Raw genomic sequence first — 17,227 nt, forward strand, 5'->3', positions numbered from 1 at the left:
TCCTCCAATTTGTTTTTGCTTGTATCAATGAAAACTAGACTTCATTTGGGAGTGGCTTCTTTTTAAAAGTAAGGAGAAGAAAAAGAATACCTAAAATGGTCATCAAAATGCAGCCATTGATAAAAATATTTTGTAAAGCATCAGAACCGATACCGAATCTTTCCAAAAGTTGATGTCCGTAGGGTGAAACAAAATTACCGATGTTTGCTAGAACGAGAATAAAGGAAGTGGTACTTGCTTTTGCTGCCTGCGGGACTGAACGAGTGGCATCATTGAAGATGTAAGGAACGAACAAAGCGAAGGCGATACCGTTCAGTGCAGCCCCTATACCGATCATAAATAAATGATTGGCTGTCAAGATGAGGAACAAGCTTGCTGCCATGATGAAAAAAGAAATAGGCAACGTCCAGCGTTTCAATCCTTTGTAAATCAACCCGAATAAGAAACCAGCAACCATGTTAGCGATCTGCATAAAAGAAAGAAGCGTTCCGGCATCTGATTCTGTTCCTAGATTTTCAGTCACGATGAAAGTCGAAAGCTTGACGACAACGATCATGTAGAAAATGCAGAGAAAGAAAATCAAAATGCCATACATGACAGTGGTAGGACGGAGTGTCCCTTTTGTTGATACTTCTTTTTTAGAAGTGGTATTCTCTTTTTTCTTGGGTGGTTCAGGGACAAAAGCCATAAATAAGAAGATGATTGGAATGGTGATCAAGTAAACTAAAAATGCTTTTTGCCAGCCAAAAGTGAGGAGACGTCCGGCAGTGAAGGTCATGACTGCAGCCCCTAAACCTTGAAAGGCGGATTGAAAGCCAATCAATGTGGCTGCTTCTTCACCTTCAAAAAATTCGCTGATCATACTAACTGCCAAAGAATTGAAGAGACCAAAGCCGGCGCCTAATGCGGCGCGGGAGATCATCAGCAAATAGAAATTGGCGGTGAAGACGGGTAACACGCCAGCAACTCCAGCCAGCAATAATCCAAGTAAGACAGTTTTTTTCTGTCCGATGGTTTTTGCGATCAAACTGCTCAAAGCAATGAAAATAACGACAGTCAGTTGAGGGATGGTCATCAGTAGCTCGACGGATGAAGCGGATTGATCATTGAAGTAACCTAACATCATCGGTAAAGCGGATGCAATAGCAGTATTTGACGTTAAAACTAAAGAAATGGATAACAGCGACAGTTTCATCAACCAAGTCTTTCTCATAGCTTGTTCCTCCAGATGAAGATGTATTTGTTGCACTCATCATATCTTGTAACCCTTTTCACAACAATGTCAGTATGTTACTATATTGGTGTCAAATTTACATATCAAGGGGGAGTAAAGCTATGAATCCGTTTGTACAAAAGATCTTTCTGCCGTATACACCCGAAGAGTTAGAACAGCGAAAGACGGGGCAATGGATCAAGGAATTTGAAGGAGAAAACTTAGACGAACAAGACCAGCAATTCAAATTAGACGATCACCATCTTTTTCAAGAAAATAATATTTTGATTCGCCAACATCGCCGCTTCGCTCATTATCCACTACATTCCCACCATTTTTTAGAATTCAATTATATGTATTGCGGTACTTCAGAACAGATCGTCAACGGTCTGCCAATCACTTTGAAAGAAGGACAATTATTACTTTTAGATACAAATAGTCGCCATGAATTAATGCCTTTGGGTGAAAAAGATATTTTGTTGAATTTCTTATTCAAAACAAATGATATCAACATCAATCTTCTGAAAAAAATCGATAATCGCAGTGGGGGATTGACCTATAATTTTTTAATGAATGCCATTTTAGAACCCGGTTATAATGAAACACATCTTTTGTTACACTTAGCAAAAGAACCAGAGATCCAAGTCACGTTGGATCAGATGATCCTCGAATACTTTTCAAAAAAACATCTAGGGAATGAAATCATGAACGCTTTTTCACAAGTATTATTTTTACAGCTTTCTAGAGTCTATCACTCACAATTAGCAAAAATATACAAAAAAGATGGACAAAGCAACTTGATGATCAAAATTCTGCAACGGATCGAAAGTGATTATCGAACATTGAACCTAAAAACATTGGCAGATGAGTTAGGGTATAATCCGAATTATCTATCTAATTTAATCAAGCAGCAGACAGGTAAATCCTTCAAACAATTGATTACGAACCAACGATTACATGAAGCACATGATTTGATTTTATCTACTCGCTTTTCGATCGAGGAGATTGCAACCAGTGTAGGGTTTTCCAATAAGACCCATTTTTATAAAAAGTATCGAGAATACTTTGGGGATACGCCGATCGCCGTTCGCAAACGACGCTGAAATAGTTATTTATACATACAAAGCCAACTGCGAAGAGGCCGGGGCTGAATCATTTTTCCTCGAGAAATAAGGCCCATCCACGAAAATTGTTTTTCAAATTTTTGTGGATGGCGCCTTATTTTCCGAAGAGATTCCTTCTGTTCTCGCCGATTATTTGGTTTTGGGTGGTACGAGAGGATTAAGGTCCCGCTCTTAGATTGCGTTTGACTTTTTTCATTTGCTAGAAGCTACTTATTTCAACTTAGTTAAAACATCTTCTGGAACTTGGTTTTCATCGATCGCCGTGGGTCCAGAGGTCACTCGTTTTTGACTTACTTCTGCTTTGACATAACTATTTGGTTCGAATGGCGTTGGATTTTCTGAGGAGATCGTGTAACCTAACTGGATCGTTTTGCCATCTTTCGTCACAAAGTTCAAGTCATAGTCATACGACTTCAACCCCCGAACTTTCTCACCGCTGCCATCCAGTGTATCAGTCAATGGTGGTACTGCTTCTGGTACTTTTGCGTAAGCTACTTGACTTTTGTAGGTCTGATCGTAATATTCATACCCTTTGTAGCCACCAAACAATAACAGTAAAAGAGCAATAGCTCCAATCAATTTTTTCATCTTATCCATCCTTTTCTATTTACTTGATTATCAAGATTATCGCCGATTTACTCATCGTTTGAAAATCGAAAAACGTGACAATTTTGAAATGTTGTGCAAAAGAGCACAATTCAGGTGGTTTAGTATTCGTTTGACATTCTGGCAACCGCTTGCTATAGTAAAAAGGAAAAATAAATAAAACCTAGATGAACGAGGTATTTTGATGAGTGTAGTAGGTATCTAATCGAGTAAGTTGAATAACCAATAAAGCAGTAGGCTTATTTGGTGTGCTTATAGATGGTACCTGTCTGAAACATTTCTTGTAATCAAATCAAGGGGAGGACATGTCTTATTTTAGCTGTGTCCTGCCCTTTTATTCTATTTTAGGTCTTTATTTATTTTGGGGACAGGTATCTCTTCAAGAAAAGGAGAGAATATGAATCATACAATCAAACAATTACAATTTGAACAAATCAGAAAAGAAGTGATTGCCCGAGCAATCGGAGATCATACGAAAGAACGTCTGGCAGAAATGTCGATCCCGACAAATCTTCAGACCGTAGAAACAAGACAAACAGAAACGAAAGAAGCCCGTACGATTTTAGAAAGTAGCCAGCACGTGCCCTTTATGGGGCTGACACGAATTGTGGCATTAACTGACCAAGTGAAAAAAGGCTTGATCTTAAAACCCGCTGAATTGATGGAATACGCCGATTTTTTAAGAAGTAGTCGAATGATCACTCGCTTCTTTGAAAAAAACCAATATCAAACGCCATTACTGTATGCGTACAGTAAAAATCTACCGGATCTGCAAGCGGTGGAGGACTTAGTTTATGAACAAATCAAGAACCAACAAGTCGCAGATGAAGCATCGAAAAATCTGCGTAAAGTACGAAAACAAATCCAAACGGTAGAAAAAGAAATCCAAGATCGTTTGCTAAAATTCTTGCGACATCCTGGGAATAAAGAAATGATCCAAGAAGCGATGATCGTTCAAAAAGGGGAACACGCAACGATCCCGATCAAAGCGAGTTATAAAAATAAAGTAGCCGGAACGATCATTGAACAGTCGAATAAAGGTACGACGGTATTCATCGAACCAACAGCAGTCGCTAAAGCAAGCGCACAACATCAATTATTGAAAGCAGAGGAAATTGCTGAAGAATATCAGATTCTAGCAAGTTTGACTGGGGCATTAGCTGAAAATGAACAGGCAATCGATCAAATCATCGAAACGGTCACCGTTTTCGATATTATTTTCGCACGTGGGAAATACAGTAGAGAGATCAATGGCATCACACCTATCATCAATAAATCAGAACGCATCCATCTGAAACAAGCGAGACATCCACTGTTATCAGAAAAAGCTGTGCCCTTAGATTTTGATTTGGGTGCAGAATATCGTGGATTAGTGATCACAGGTGCAAATGCTGGTGGGAAAACAGTTGTTTTGAAAACAGTCGGATTGCTGACGTTGATGGCCATGTTTGGTCTGCAAGTACCAGCAAAAGATGGGACAGAGCTTGCCGTATTCGACGAAGTCTTTGTCGATGTCGGTGACCAACAAGATTTAGCGAATGCATTGAGTACTTTTTCTGGGCATATGCAAAATATCGCACAGATTTTGAATAAAGTGGGTAGAAATACCCTAGTTTTACTTGATGAGATCGGTAGTGGGACAGAACCAACAGAAGGGGCAGCTTTAGCAATTGCCATCATGTCTGCGATGTACGAAAAAGGGGCGTTGATGGTGGCGACGACCCATTATGGAGAAATCAAAGAGTTTGCGGAACGACATGAAGATTTCGTGCCAGCAGCGATGGCCTTTGACCGAGAAGCCTTACAACCAAAGTATCAATTACAGGTAGGAAAAACAGGGGAAAGCCAAGCATTGTGGATCGCTAAAAAAATGCAAATGTCAGAGGACTTGATCCAACAAGCTCAGCAGTATCTTTCTACGAAAGACTATTCAAGTGAAAAACGCTTATTCAAACAACAAGTGAAGAAGCAAGAGGTCAAGAATGAAGAAAAGGTTTTATTTTCAAAAGGGGACCGGGTATATGCCACCCAATACAAAAAAGAAGCATTAGTCTTTGAAGATACTGGAGAAGAGACGATCGTGATTTTTGTCGATAACCAAAAAGAAACCGTCCTTCGACAGCGTGTCCTTTTAAAAATGAGAGCAGAAGAACTTTATCCTGTAGGCTATGAGATCGATCATCTATTTACAGATTTTAAAACGAGAAAATGGGAAAGAGATATCGAACGCGGCTCAAAAAAAGCCCACAAAAAATTATTAAAAGAAACCCGTCAGCGTCAGGCTGCACGAAATGGAAACGCCGAAAAAAAAGAATAACAGATTCACAATGGCATACGAAGGATTGGAAGAGCTCGCAATAAAAACCGACAATTAATTGGTTCCACGTGGAAAGTACGGTAAAATAGATGAAATGACATTTTGGGAGTTGTTAAGTAATGAATGGAGCATCTGATTGGCGAAAAGAAATTCGCACGATTCCGAATCTACTATCGATTATAAGAATTCTTTTATTGCCTTTTTATTTGTATTTTATGAGTAAGCAAGCTTTCTATCTGGCTGGATCGATCATCCTCTTTTCAGGAGTCACAGACTTTTTAGATGGATACATCGCCCGAAGATTCAATCAGATCACCGAACTTGGAAAAGTTCTTGATCCAATCGGTGATAAGTTGACCCAATTGGTCTTGATCATCTCCATGGCATGGGAACGTCCGTATATCTGGCTCGTTTTAGCTTTATTTATTGTGAAAGAAGCATTTATGCTGATTGCTGGGATCGTTGCTTTGCGTAAACAGGTCAAATTAGATGGAGCAAAGTGGTATGGTAAATGGGCGACAGCTGTGATTTATGTAGGGATGATCCTGCTGTTACTTTTCCCGGCGATTCCTGAAGGATGGGTCATGGTGATATTTGCAATCATTACCTACAGTCTGGCTCAGTCCTTTGTTTTATATGCTTTGGAGTATCGTAAACTACTGAAGCGCTAGGTAGATTGGTGTATCTTATTGTTGTCACAGCGAATGAGAAGAGCACCGTTGCAATTTATGTGAAGAATTTATCGAAAATCAATCGAAGTCAAAACTGGCTGAGATTGATTTTTTTTAGTTTAAGATAGAAAAAGCGAACTTAATGCAAAAAAATAGCTGGTAATAGGCCAAAGCATAGACGTAGCAATGATTCAAGAGTAAATATTTCAAGGAGTTAGGCAATATGTGAAGTTGAAATTACACAGAGAAGACTATATGATTTTATTATAATCTATTCGAGAAGCAGGTAGTTCACAAAAAATAAGGTCGATTCAATCAGTCGCAAGTACATATTTTAGGTTTTACTATCAATAATCAGAAGGAGAGGTAATTTATGAATCTATCGAATATTCAATCTAGCGAAGAATACTTAAAACATTATAGAGAATTTATGGAAGACTGTTTTTCCATCAACTATCCACTTTTAGCTTCTTTTTACAAAGAACTTCATCATCGTTTTTTAGAGGTCGTCTCTCAAAAGGACGGACCAGTGTTTGAGCAATTACAAGAGCTGTTAGGGATCGATGCGCAGTTACAGATACTTTACGAAATGGCGGAATGTATCGAATCGTTGAAATTAGAAATGAATGAAGAGAAAATCATTGAAATGATCAAGAGAGATAGCTTCTCTTTTTATAGAGAACGGATTGGGTTAACGAAGAAAGATCCTATTCCACGCGGATTGATCTATCTGAGTGAAAAATAGCTAGTCAATTTTACAGCTATTTCTCTATCAAGGGAAAAGGTTCGACATAGTTTTTAATACACATGATCAGCGACTGTTTGTCTAGTAGAACATCTCTTTTGTCCTATTCTTGTGATAATTATCATGTATTCTAGTATGGATTAGATTTTAATATACAGAAAAGCTGTGACCTAAGTGTTCAGCTCTGAGAAAAAAGCGTGAAACCCAGAAAATTCCTCTTGGAATTTTTGAGGTCTCACGCTTATTTCTGAAGGAGCTACTTCACATTATCGCCAAATAATTACTGGATCTTCTGCTTGCACGATCCTGTCACTCTGGGATAAGAGAAAATCTACTGCGGAGGCGCCGATTTTTTTAGGGGAGAAATCAATAGTCGAAAAGGCTAATATCTCACTATATGGTAGATTTCCTTCACCTATGACAGTGAAATCTTTTTTATGAATGAATCCTGCCTGTTTCATTCCTGAAATTACACCGGCTGCTGTATCATCGCCATTGACATAGATTACCTCTGGAATAGAGGCGTGAGTTGTAATCTCTATTGCGAACGCATAGCCATCTGCATAGGTTTCGATACCAGTGAAATAGTTTTTTCCTTCAATCGCCTTTCCAAAATACGTTTCATAAGCAGTTAATTTGTTTTTTGTGGTCTGGCTTTGTGAGGCACTGCGTTTAGTAGTAAAGATGACTCTGGAAATACCACGGGTATGCAGGGTAAGAAACAATTGATCATACGCTTTTTTTCGATCCGGATAAATCATGGCAAGGTCGTCATTGTCCATCTTTTCAGTTGAGACGATTTTTCCTTTGAAGCGAAGAGGTTCAAGTAGTTCATCATTTTTTGTTCGTGACGTCAGAATAAGACCGTCGATCATTTTTTGCTCTAGTAGTGTGTAATAGTGACTCTCCGTCTCCTTTTCGTAATAAGTAGGGAGTAATAATACTTGATACCCTTTACTTTTTGCCTGATACAAGATACTATCCACCAATTGATTATAGCAAGAACTATTGTTAGGCAAGGTAACACCTAAAGTATAGGTTTCTCCTTTACTCAATTTTACAGCATTGCCGTTCACCACATAGTTCGTCTCTTCAATAACGGATTGGACTTTTTTTCGTAAATCATCGGATACGTAACGGTCGTTATTTATCACTCTGGAAACGGTAGATTTGGATACTCCTGACATTTTTGCGATCTCTCGAATCGTAACGATGGGATTTTCCTCCTTTTCTCTTGACTTGGGACGCGTCCCAGTAGGTATACTTTTTCTGAAAGGTGGTAATGGAATGACAATCAAAATGATCGCTGTAGATATGGATGGTACATTTTTGAATGATCAAAAGAAATACAATGAAGAACGCTTTAAGAAACTTTTTGACTTACTACAGGAAAAAGAAATAAAGTTTGTTGTAGCAAGTGGAAATCAATATTTCCAGTTGCGTTCATTCTTCCCTGATCTTTATAAAAGTATAGCATTCGTAGCAGAAAATGGGGCAAATATTTTAATTGGTGAAGACCATGTGTACAATGCAGAATTACGTCCTGAAAAAATCGTTCAGACGTTAGATGTATTGGAAGAGTTAGCGCCCATGAACTTGATCTTATGTGGGAAACAGAGTGCCTATCTCTCTAATACGGTTTCTAAGGAATTGTTTGAACGTGCAAGTTTTTACTACCCTAAGCTTGAAAAGGTAGAAGACCTGTATACGTTAGCTAAGGGAGAAGAAACGATTTTCAAGTTTGCTTTATCCTTCGATGAGCAAGAAGCGGCAGAAAAACTAACTGCCTTAAAGCATTCTTTAGGAGAGGGATTGATACCGGTCTCTAGTGGTCATGGAGATATCGATTTGATCATCCCTGGTGTTCACAAACTAAACGGGTTACGCTTGTTAGGCAAAAAATGGGGAATCAGTGAGGATGAGATTGCTACGTTTGGCGATAGCGGGAATGACTTTGAAATGATCCAACAGATCAAGCACAGTTTTGCTATGGAAAATGGACAGCCCAAGATCAAAGAAGCAGCTACGACGATTATCGGATCAAATAATACAGAGGCTGTACTCGATACAATCCAAGCAATTGTAGAAGAGAAATATACGTAACTTAGTGGTGGCAAATTACCGAAACATTGAGCTATAAGAAATAAGGCATCATCCACGAAAATTGTTTTTCAAATTTTTGTGGATGATGCCTTATTTTTCAAAGAGGTTCCATTTGTTTCCGCCGTTTATTCAGTTTTAAGTAGTGCGAGACAGAAACTTGCTGCGTTTATTTTTTGATGATCATATTGATGGCTTGTTCCATTTTTTTTGCTTGTTCCTCCACACTGTTTTCTGGATGCTCCAAGCAGTTTTTTAAATTTTCGGCAACGATCATCCCCATGACACGATCAATACTTGAACGAACAGCGCTTAATTGTGTAATGATATCCATACACTCTTTTTCCTCGTCAATCATTTTTTGAATACCACGAATTTGTCCTTCTGTACGTCTCAAGCGATTTAGAATTGTTTTGTTGTCAATAGTCATCATAGAACCTCCTACTCTTTTTTTGCAAATAATACCCTATATAGGTATTATTTGCAAATGAAAACTGCAACTTTTTGAAATTAAAAGTTTTAATGGTTGACATAATCACATTTATCGTGTTGAATATACCCCGGTAGGTATATTTTTCTAAAAAAAGAGGAGAGAATGAACATGGGATTATTTCAACTTAGTCAAACAATAACAGTAAAGGATTTGCAAGATAAATTAAAAGAAAACATCCAATTGATCGATGTTAGAACACCGGCTGAATACCGAGGTGGGCATATTAAGCAAGCGGAAAATATTCCTTTACACCGTATTAGTACGTATAATGGGGATAAACAAGCGCCAGTATACGTTATTTGTCAGTCAGGAATGCGTAGTAAGCAAGCGACGAAAGAATTAAAAAATCTTGGTTATCAGGCAATCAATATTCGTGGCGGGATGAATCAATGGTTTGGGGAAAAGATTGGAGGAAGATAAAAAATGAAATTTGTGATAATTGGCGGTGTTGCTGGAGGGATGTCTGCGGCTACTCGTTTAAGACGACTGCAAGAAGATGCAGAAATCGTTGTTTTTGAAAAAGGGCCCAATGTTTCTTTTGCTAATTGTGGCCTTCCTTACTATCTTTCTGGTGAAATAGATGAAAGAGAAAAGCTCTTGATCCAAACACCTGAAAGTTTAGCTGCACGCTTTCGTTTGGACGTTCGAGTGGAGCATGAAGTCACAGCGATTTTTCCAGAAACAAAAGAAGTGGAAGTTTCTCATGGAGGGGAATCTCGCAAAGAAACGTATGATGCCCTTTTGCTTTCTCCAGGAGCTAAACCCTTTATACCTGAGATCACAGGCTTGTCTGAGGCAAAAAATGTATTTACTGTGAGAAATGTTCCAGATGTTGATGCTATCATGGAAAAATTAGAGGAACAACCTCGTAAAGCAGTAGTTATTGGCGCCGGTTTTATTGGGATCGAAGTAGCGGAAAATCTAAAAAAACGTGGATTGGATGTAACGATCGTCGAACGGACTCCGCAAGTCGTACCGACGTTTGATGAAGAGATGGCTTCTTTTATACAAAAAGAATTAGAAAATAATGATGTTCAAGTTTTAACAAATTGTGCTGTTACTAGTTTTGAAGAACAAGGAAACATGCTTCGTCTAGAAAATGGCGAAATGTTAGAGTCAGATTTGACGATTCTTTCGGTGGGAGTCCAACCAGATAGTCGCTTAGCTGAGATGGCAGGTTTAACGTTGGGATTACGTGGCGGTATCGTTGTGGATGAGCATTATCAAACGAGTGATCCGGCAATCTTTGCAGTAGGAGATGCGATTGTCGTGAAACATCAAATCACGAAGGAACCTGCATTGATTTCTTTAGCTTCACCTGCGAATCGACAAGGACGACAAGCTGCTGATAACATGGCTGGGCGGCCACGCCTGAATCAAGGCAGCCTTGGAACGGCTATTGTTCGAGCATTTGGTCAGACAGCTGCCTCCACAGGTATCACAGAACGACAAGCAAAAAAAGCAGGTTTATCTTTTCAAGTCCTCCATGCTTCAGGTAAAGATCATGCTGGCTATTACCCTGGTGCAACGGACTTGTTGTTGAAATTGATCTTCCATCCGGAAACTGGGGAAATCTATGGAGCTCAAGGAATCGGTCAAAAAGGAGTAGATAAACGAATCGATATTCTTGCGACAGCCATTAAAGGGCATTTGACAGTCTTCGACCTGCCAGAGTTAGAACTGACTTATGCACCGCCGTTTGGTTCAGCGAAAGATCCAGTAAATATGCTAGGTTATATTGCGATGAATGTCATCGAAGGATTGAGTGAGATGATACAGTGGCATGAATTGCCAGAAGAATTAGCACATGGGAAACAATTGCTTGATGTTCGGAATAAGGAGGAATTGCAAAAAGGTTATTTCCCAAAAGCTAGCCATATCCCTTTATCTGAATTGCGTCAACGATTGGACGAATTGAATAAAGAACAAGAATATATCGTCAGTTGTCATAGTGGATTACGTAGCTACTTAGCAGAAAGAATCTTGAAACAAGCGGGATTCACTGTGAAAAATTTAGATGGCGCTTTTTCTCTGTACCAAGCCGTCAGACCAGATGAATTATGCTATCCTCAAGGGTAGAACTTGAGGGTGTGACCGACGTTCTTTGTAAGGGAAGTAGTAAGCTTGGATGATCGTTTTTCTATTTTAGAACTTGGCGCTTTTTTAGGCTGTTTTTTTGAAGGATAGGAGCTGACGAATGACAAAACTCCAACCTTTCATCGATACAACTAGACAGAATACGTCAATTGTTTATAGGCGATTCCTCAGTTTTTTTCTATAATGAACAACTAGTGAAAATGAAAGGGGATGGCAGAGATGCACAAAATGAAAAAAGTACTTTTTACTGCACTGATCGCCAGCAGTTTCTTTCTTTGTCAGACAGTCCGGGCAGATTCAAGTCAACTAGCATCAGAAACCAGTGAGTCACAGATGCAGGAGAGTCAGGAGCCACTAGACTCGTCACATACACCTCTTAACGAAACTGATCCATCAGATTCGACTCGCTGGGAGAAGTTGGAGCAACAACGTAAAGAAGTGGAAGATACGTTGGAACAAGCGAAACAACAACTTATCGAAAAACAAAGGGAAATCGATCAAACAGTGAACGATTTAGCAAATCAAGCAGCGAGTGATCGCGATGAGTTAGCTGAGAAAATAGCTGAAGAGCGAGAAAAAGCCGAATTAGCAAAACAAAAAATAGCATCTGCGACCCAACGGGCAACCGAAGTACAAACGGAATTGCAAGATTTAGCGACGTCTACGGTTGCGTCAGTGGATCAGACACAAGCGGATATTCAAGCAGCTCGTACGGAAATCCATGAAAAAGCAGCAGAAGCTCAAGCGGCAATGGCCGATTTCGAAGCAAGAAAAGCGGATTTGTCTGCTAGTATCCAACGAATCAAGGCGACCTTGCGTTCTGCTGGGGAACAGCCGGTAGAAGCGAAGACAGTTACTGAAACAGAAACAAAAGTAGTGGAAGAACAACCCGCGAAGACATTACCAAAAACGGGCGATCGTCGGTCAATTTATTTGTCGGTGATCGGTAGCTTGTGCTTGCTGGTTGTTTTTGTCGGTGCTGTGTATCAAAAAAGAGTTTGAGAATGACATCTCAAACTCTTTTTTGTTGTTTGAAAACAACGGATTGATTATTGGTCTATATTTATTTTGAAAAATAAATAGTCGGATAATAGATTTTTTCGTTCGTTTTCGTTGTTTTTACTGGTTTTTTGAATGTATTCAATCAATGCTTCCTATTTTTTTGGATAAATGGTATACTCGTTTTATTGTTTTTAGATATTTTCTAGAAAATTTACAAAAATAACGATAAACGCTCTTTCACGAGCGGAGAGAAAATAGGAGTGGAAAGAATGAAAGCATATATGCAACGAATGGGTCGCTCATTGATGTTGCCAGTAGCAGTCTTACCAGCGGCTTCTTTACTGGTTGGTCTTGCGAATTGGTTCGTAGGAGTAGGCATCAGTAATGCGGGAACGACCTTCTTAATGAATGCGGGGCTAGCGATTCTTAACCATCTTGCCTTATTGTTTGCGGTGGGTTTGGCATTGGGAATGTCAAAAGACAAAGATGGATCAGCTGCTTTGGCAGGATTGGTCGCTTACTTGATCCCTCAAACCGTTTTATCTGCGGATTCAGTACAAGGATTATTGCATCTGGGAGATCTCACTGAAGTCAATCCGGCTTTCAATACAATGGATAACAATGTATTTGTTGGAATCGTGGCAGGATTAGTCGCTGCTGCGATGTATAATCGGTTTAGCCAAGTGAAATTACCTATGGCCTTATCATTTTTTAGTGGGAAACGCTTAGTTCCGATCATGTCTGCCTTGAGCATGTTGGTTATTTCTGCGATATTATTATTTATTTGGCCAACTGTTTATGATGTGCTGGTTTCCTTTGGGAAGGGAATTTCTCAATTAGGGTTTGTCGGTGCAGGGCTATACGGTTTCTTTAATCGTTTATTGATTCCAACAGGCTTACATCATGCATTGAATTCTGTTTTTTGGTTCGATGTGGCAGGTATCAATGATATTGGGAACTTTTTAGCTGGACAACAAGCGTTAGATAGTGGAAAAGCAATAATTGGACAAACCGGTATGTATCAAGCTGGTTTTTTCCCAGTCATGATGTTCGGTTTACCTGCTGGGGCCTTTGCTATTTATCAAAGTGCACGTCCAGAAAAGAAAAAACAAGTCGCTTCCTTGATGCTAGCAGCTGGTTTTGCTGCGTTCTTTACAGGTGTGACTGAACCATTAGAATTTTCATTTATGTTTGTGGCGTGGCCGTTGTATGTTATCCATGCCATTTTTACAGGAATTTCATTAGCAATCAGTGCCTTTTTCCATTGGACAGCTGGTTTTGCTTTTAGCGCTGGTTTTGTGGATTACTTTTTGTCGTTGCAGAATCCAGTCGCCAATCAACCATTGATGTTGCTTGTTCAAGGAGTATTTTTTGCAGCTATCTATTATTTTGGCTTCCGCTTTGCCATCAACAAGTTCAATTTGATGACGCCAGGAAGAGAAACAGAAATTGGCGAAGAGACACCTGATATTGCTACGGGAACTAATGAATTTAGCCAACTAGCTGCGGTGATCTATGATGCACTAGGTGGAAAAGAAAATGTAAAAGCAATCGATAATTGTACGACACGTTTGCGTCTACAGGTAAAAGACACAGCAAAAGTAAATCAAGAAGCGATTAAACAAACTGGCGTCCCAGGGGTAAAAGCAATTGATCAAACAAATATCCAAGTCATTGTAGGTACACAGGTCCAATTTGTGGCAGACGAAATGACGAAACTCCAACAAGGTAGTAAGGGAGAGCGAGAGACCGCTCAATCAATTCCTCACCCAGATGTGCCGGTTTCTGCTTCAAAGACAAGTAAGGAAACAGTTGAACTCTATGCACCGGCGCTCGGTAAAATCATTCCGATCACTGAAGTCGGCGATCCTGTTTTTGCAGAAAAAATGATGGGTGATGGCTATGCAGTCCTGCCGGAAGCAAAAGAAATATTTGCACCAATCAGTGGAACGATCACTAGTATTTTTCCGACGAAACATGCACTGGGGATCGAAACAGACAATGGGCTTGAAGTGTTGGTGCATATGGGAATCAACACCGTTGATTTACAAGGAGAACCCTTCACTCTTTATGTCAAACAAGCACAACGAGTGGAACGAGGTCAATTATTGGCAGTTGTTGACTTAGCGATGCTAGAAAAAGCAGGCAAACAAACAGATATGATCGTTGTATTTACAAATAGTGAGAAAGTTGAAAGTCTAACCATAGAAAAAAGAGCGATGGTTGAGGCAAATGAGGTGATTGGACAAGTCCAGTCATTGTGAAGCGTATGTGAAAAAAACGAGTGGAGACCCTAGAAATATGGCAGGTCTTCACTCGTTTTTTTGTTTCGTTTTTGTTAAATCAATCGAACAGCCGTCCCGCTACAAGTGACCATCAACATCCCATTATCTGAACCTAAGACTTCATAATCCATCTTCATCCCGATGATCGCATTTGCGCCAAGTGCTTCTGCGCGTTGCGCCATTTCAGCTAATGCTTCTTCTCTTGCTGTTAATAATTCCCCTTCATAACTTTTTGAGCGTCCACCAAAAACGTTACGAATCCCTGCACCCAAATCTTTTAAGACGTTGATCCCCGTAATGACTTCACCAAAAACAATTCCCTCATAAGACTCAATGACTTGGTGTTCTACGCTATTTGTTGTTGTAATGATCATTTTGATCACTCCTTTCTTTAAGGAAAGTATAGCAAATATCTCTTTTTAGTCCTATCTTTATCTTCACGTGAATAAAAAAACTATCGTTCGGTATATCGCATTATTTCCATTACCCATAGGAGTTGATATATACTTAATACAGAATCAAGAAAACCCTTACAAAAAGGGTGCTAAACTGAAGGAGGGGAATTCGTTGAAGAAAAGTATCTTATTGCTTTCTCATAGTAAGAAGGTCACAGACGGCATCAAAGAGATGATTGAACAAATGCAACAGACGGATGACGTAGAAGTATTATCACTTGGCGGAAGCGAAGACGGAGAACTCGGTTCTGATCCGATGAAGATCGTTGATGCCGTCAATCAATCAGCCGATTCATCTGCTTATTTTGTCTTTGCTGATCTTGGTAGCGCAGTGATGAATTCAGAATTGGCAAAAGATTTATTGGAGGAAGCCCAACAAAAAAACTACTACTTGGTGGACGCCCCCTTAGTAGAAGGAGCCTTTGCGGCTGCTATTACAGCAGGAACAACCGACAATATCGAACAAATCATAGAAGAAGCGCAACAAGCAGGGAAGAAAGGGTGGCTGTAAATTGAAAAAAATCATGAATGAACCAGGGAATATCGTAGAAGAAATGCTAGAAGGAATCGTAAAGAGTTATCCAGAGCTAGTACATCGTGTAGCAGATTCTCGTGTAATTGCTAAAAATCAGTTGAACGAACAAGTCGGGTTAGTTTCTGGAGGTGGTAGTGGACATGAACCAGCTCACGCAGGTTTTGTCGGAGATGGCATGTTAAGTGCAGCAGTTTTGGGGGATGTTTTTACCTCACCGACACCTGATCAAATCCAACTAGCGATCAAAGAAGCAGATCAAGGAAAAGGTGTGTTATTGATCATCAAAAACTATACTGGAGATATATTGAATTTTGAAATGGCAAAAGAGTTAGCTGCTATGGATGAAATTGACGTCGAAGAAGTAGTGGTCGATGATGATATCGCGGTAGAAAACAGCACGTATACGGCAGGAAAACGTGGCGTAGCGGGGACCATTCTGGTTCATAAGATTTTAGGAGATGCTGCCAAAAATGGCGCGAGCTTGACTCAACTGAAGGAATTAGGAGAGCAAGTAGTTGCTGCGACCAAAACAATTGGTGTCGCATTACGGGCTGCGACTGTCCCAGAAGTAGGGAAGCCTGGCTTTGACCTAAATGAAGATGAAATCGAATACGGCGTAGGGATTCATGGCGAACCAGGTTATCGTCGAGAAAAACTTCAACCCTCTAAATTGTTAGCGAAAGAGTTAGTCACGAAAATTTTGAGTGAGTATACTGAAAAACCAAAAGAAGTCGGTGTCTTAGTGAATGGGATGGGCGGCACACCGTTGATGGAACAATTTGTATTCATGAATGATGTGTTGACGTTGTTGAGTGAAGAACAAGTGGATGTTACTTTCCATAAAGTCGGTGATTTGATGACTTCATTGGATATGCAGGGACTATCGTTAACAATGGTTGACTTAACAGAAACCACTTGGAAAGAAGCTTTAACAAGTCACGTAGAAACGATTGCATGGTAAAGGATGATGAAAAGATGAAGTTGACGGTAAAAGAGATCCAAGCATGGCTGACTCGCTTTGCTGAAGAGATCAAAGAGAAAAAAGCGTACCTAAGTGATTTAGATACCCCCATTGGCGATGGGGATCATGGGAATAATATGGGAAGAGGTGTGACAGCCTATGAAGCATCTTTTCAACAGGGGGCACCTGACACTATCAGTGATACCTTCAAGATGTTTTCTATGGCAATGATTTCCAAAGTAGGAGGCGCCTCGGGTCCTCTTTACGGTTCTGCGTTTATGAATTTGATGAAAGCAACAAAAGGAGTAGAGCAGATCGACTCACAGGAACAATTAGGTGAAATCATCCGTGAAGGAGCGAACGGCATCCAAGCAAGAGGAAAAGCGGAACAAGAAGATAAAACCATGTTAGATGTTTGGTTCCCTGTGGCTGACGCATTAACCGCAGGAAATCTTACGAAGGAAGTAATTGAACAGGCAAAAGAACACACAGCAGGATTAGTCGCGAAAAAAGGACGTGCTTCTTATTTAGGTGAACGTTCAGTCGGACATATTGATCCTGGTGCGGCATCTAGTGCCATCTTGTTTACTACGTTATTAGAAATAATCGACGAAATATAAAAA

General features: G+C 39.8%; 17 protein-coding genes. 12 read left to right on the top strand and 5 right to left on the bottom strand.

The annotated features are described in order from the left end of the window. Positions 1 to 34 precede the first annotated feature (34 nt). On the bottom strand, positions 35 to 1,213 hold the full coding sequence (locus tag I2F89_RS02735; protein ID WP_081355930.1) for an MFS transporter: 1,179 nt from the start codon (positions 1,211 to 1,213) through the stop codon (positions 35 to 37). 122 nt (positions 1,214 to 1,335) lie between these two features. Between I2F89_RS02735 and I2F89_RS02740 the strand changes: the two genes are divergently transcribed. Further along, positions 1,336 to 2,316: an AraC family transcriptional regulator gene (locus tag I2F89_RS02740; RefSeq protein WP_074800472.1), complete on the top strand. Its 981-nt coding sequence runs from the start codon at positions 1,336 to 1,338 to the stop codon at positions 2,314 to 2,316. A gap of 231 nt (positions 2,317 to 2,547) precedes the next feature. On the opposite strand, the gene I2F89_RS02745 is transcribed toward I2F89_RS02740, so the two are convergent. Next, positions 2,548 to 2,925: a DUF1093 domain-containing protein gene (locus I2F89_RS02745; RefSeq protein ID WP_195513414.1), complete on the bottom strand. Its 378-nt coding sequence runs from the start codon at positions 2,923 to 2,925 to the stop codon at positions 2,548 to 2,550. 415 nt (positions 2,926 to 3,340) lie between these two features. Here I2F89_RS02745 and I2F89_RS02750 point away from each other — a divergent pair, with 415 nt between their 5' ends. The 3 genes from I2F89_RS02750 (at position 3,341) to I2F89_RS02760 (ending at position 6,676) form a co-directional block, all read left to right on the top strand. Further along, positions 3,341 to 5,260: an endonuclease MutS2 gene (locus I2F89_RS02750; RefSeq protein WP_195513416.1), complete on the top strand. Its 1,920-nt coding sequence runs from the start codon at positions 3,341 to 3,343 to the stop codon at positions 5,258 to 5,260. A gap of 119 nt (positions 5,261 to 5,379) precedes the next feature. Then, the gene (locus I2F89_RS02755; protein WP_019723866.1) at positions 5,380 to 5,931 is read left to right on the top strand and encodes a CDP-alcohol phosphatidyltransferase family protein; all 552 of its coding nucleotides are present in this window, start codon (positions 5,380 to 5,382) and stop codon (positions 5,929 to 5,931) included. A gap of 373 nt (positions 5,932 to 6,304) precedes the next feature. After that, a complete protein-coding gene (locus I2F89_RS02760) occupies positions 6,305 to 6,676 on the top strand; it encodes a DUF7006 family protein (protein WP_074800460.1) in 372 nt (123 codons plus the stop codon). A gap of 266 nt (positions 6,677 to 6,942) precedes the next feature. Here I2F89_RS02760 and I2F89_RS02765 read toward each other — a convergent pair whose 3' ends face one another. Beyond that, positions 6,943 to 7,890 carry a LacI family DNA-binding transcriptional regulator gene (locus I2F89_RS02765; protein WP_029593972.1) on the bottom strand — a complete coding sequence of 316 codons (948 nt, stop codon included), beginning with the start codon at positions 7,888 to 7,890 and terminating at the stop codon, positions 6,943 to 6,945. A gap of 73 nt (positions 7,891 to 7,963) precedes the next feature. On the opposite strand from I2F89_RS02765, the gene I2F89_RS02770 reads away from it, so the two are divergent. Beyond that, on the top strand, positions 7,964 to 8,779 hold the full coding sequence (locus I2F89_RS02770; protein WP_195513418.1) for a Cof-type HAD-IIB family hydrolase: 816 nt from the start codon (positions 7,964 to 7,966) through the stop codon (positions 8,777 to 8,779). Between the two features lie 166 nt (positions 8,780 to 8,945). Here I2F89_RS02770 and I2F89_RS02775 read toward each other — a convergent pair whose 3' ends face one another. Further along, on the bottom strand, positions 8,946 to 9,206 hold the full coding sequence (locus I2F89_RS02775) for a metal-sensitive transcriptional regulator (RefSeq protein ID WP_010736403.1): 261 nt from the start codon (positions 9,204 to 9,206) through the stop codon (positions 8,946 to 8,948). Positions 9,207 to 9,371: 165 nt separating this feature from the next. Here I2F89_RS02775 and I2F89_RS02780 point away from each other — a divergent pair, with 165 nt between their 5' ends. From I2F89_RS02780 to nagE, 4 genes are all read left to right on the top strand, one after another. Continuing rightward, positions 9,372 to 9,689, top strand: coding sequence for a rhodanese-like domain-containing protein (locus I2F89_RS02780; protein ID WP_195513420.1), 318 nt, complete (start codon positions 9,372 to 9,374; stop codon positions 9,687 to 9,689). 3 nt (positions 9,690 to 9,692) lie between these two features. Beyond that, a complete protein-coding gene (locus I2F89_RS02785) occupies positions 9,693 to 11,348 on the top strand; it encodes an FAD-dependent oxidoreductase (protein ID WP_195513422.1) in 1,656 nt (551 codons plus the stop codon). A gap of 237 nt (positions 11,349 to 11,585) precedes the next feature. Continuing rightward, the gene (locus I2F89_RS02790) at positions 11,586 to 12,368 is read left to right on the top strand and encodes an LPXTG cell wall anchor domain-containing protein (protein WP_195513424.1); all 783 of its coding nucleotides are present in this window, start codon (positions 11,586 to 11,588) and stop codon (positions 12,366 to 12,368) included. Between the two features lie 269 nt (positions 12,369 to 12,637). Then, positions 12,638 to 14,632, top strand: a complete 1,995-nt coding sequence (gene nagE, locus I2F89_RS02795; protein WP_195513426.1) for an N-acetylglucosamine-specific PTS transporter subunit IIBC — start codon at positions 12,638 to 12,640, stop codon at positions 14,630 to 14,632. A gap of 74 nt (positions 14,633 to 14,706) precedes the next feature. On the opposite strand, the gene I2F89_RS02800 is transcribed toward nagE, so the two are convergent. Then, on the bottom strand, positions 14,707 to 15,027 hold the full coding sequence (locus I2F89_RS02800; protein WP_019722737.1) for a heavy metal-binding domain-containing protein: 321 nt from the start codon (positions 15,025 to 15,027) through the stop codon (positions 14,707 to 14,709). Between the two features lie 193 nt (positions 15,028 to 15,220). On the opposite strand from I2F89_RS02800, the gene dhaM reads away from it, so the two are divergent. The 3 genes from dhaM to dhaL are packed head-to-tail and all read left to right on the top strand — an operon-like array spanning position 15,221 to position 17,224. Beyond that, on the top strand, positions 15,221 to 15,619 hold the full coding sequence (dhaM, locus tag I2F89_RS02805) for a dihydroxyacetone kinase phosphoryl donor subunit DhaM (protein ID WP_161641520.1): 399 nt from the start codon (positions 15,221 to 15,223) through the stop codon (positions 15,617 to 15,619). Position 15,620: 1 nt separating this feature from the next. After that, entirely contained in the window at positions 15,621 to 16,604 is a 984-nt protein-coding gene (gene dhaK / locus I2F89_RS02810) for a dihydroxyacetone kinase subunit DhaK (protein WP_074800438.1), read from the top strand. A 14-nt stretch (positions 16,605 to 16,618) separates the two neighbouring features. Next, positions 16,619 to 17,224: a dihydroxyacetone kinase subunit DhaL gene (gene dhaL, locus I2F89_RS02815; RefSeq protein ID WP_074800552.1), complete on the top strand. Its 606-nt coding sequence runs from the start codon at positions 16,619 to 16,621 to the stop codon at positions 17,222 to 17,224. Positions 17,225 to 17,227 lie beyond the last annotated feature (3 nt).

It is taken from the genome of Enterococcus sp. 1001283B150225_161107_E12 (genome assembly GCF_015556925.1).
Classification (GTDB): Bacteria; Bacillota; Bacilli; order Lactobacillales; family Enterococcaceae; genus Enterococcus_B; species Enterococcus_B mundtii.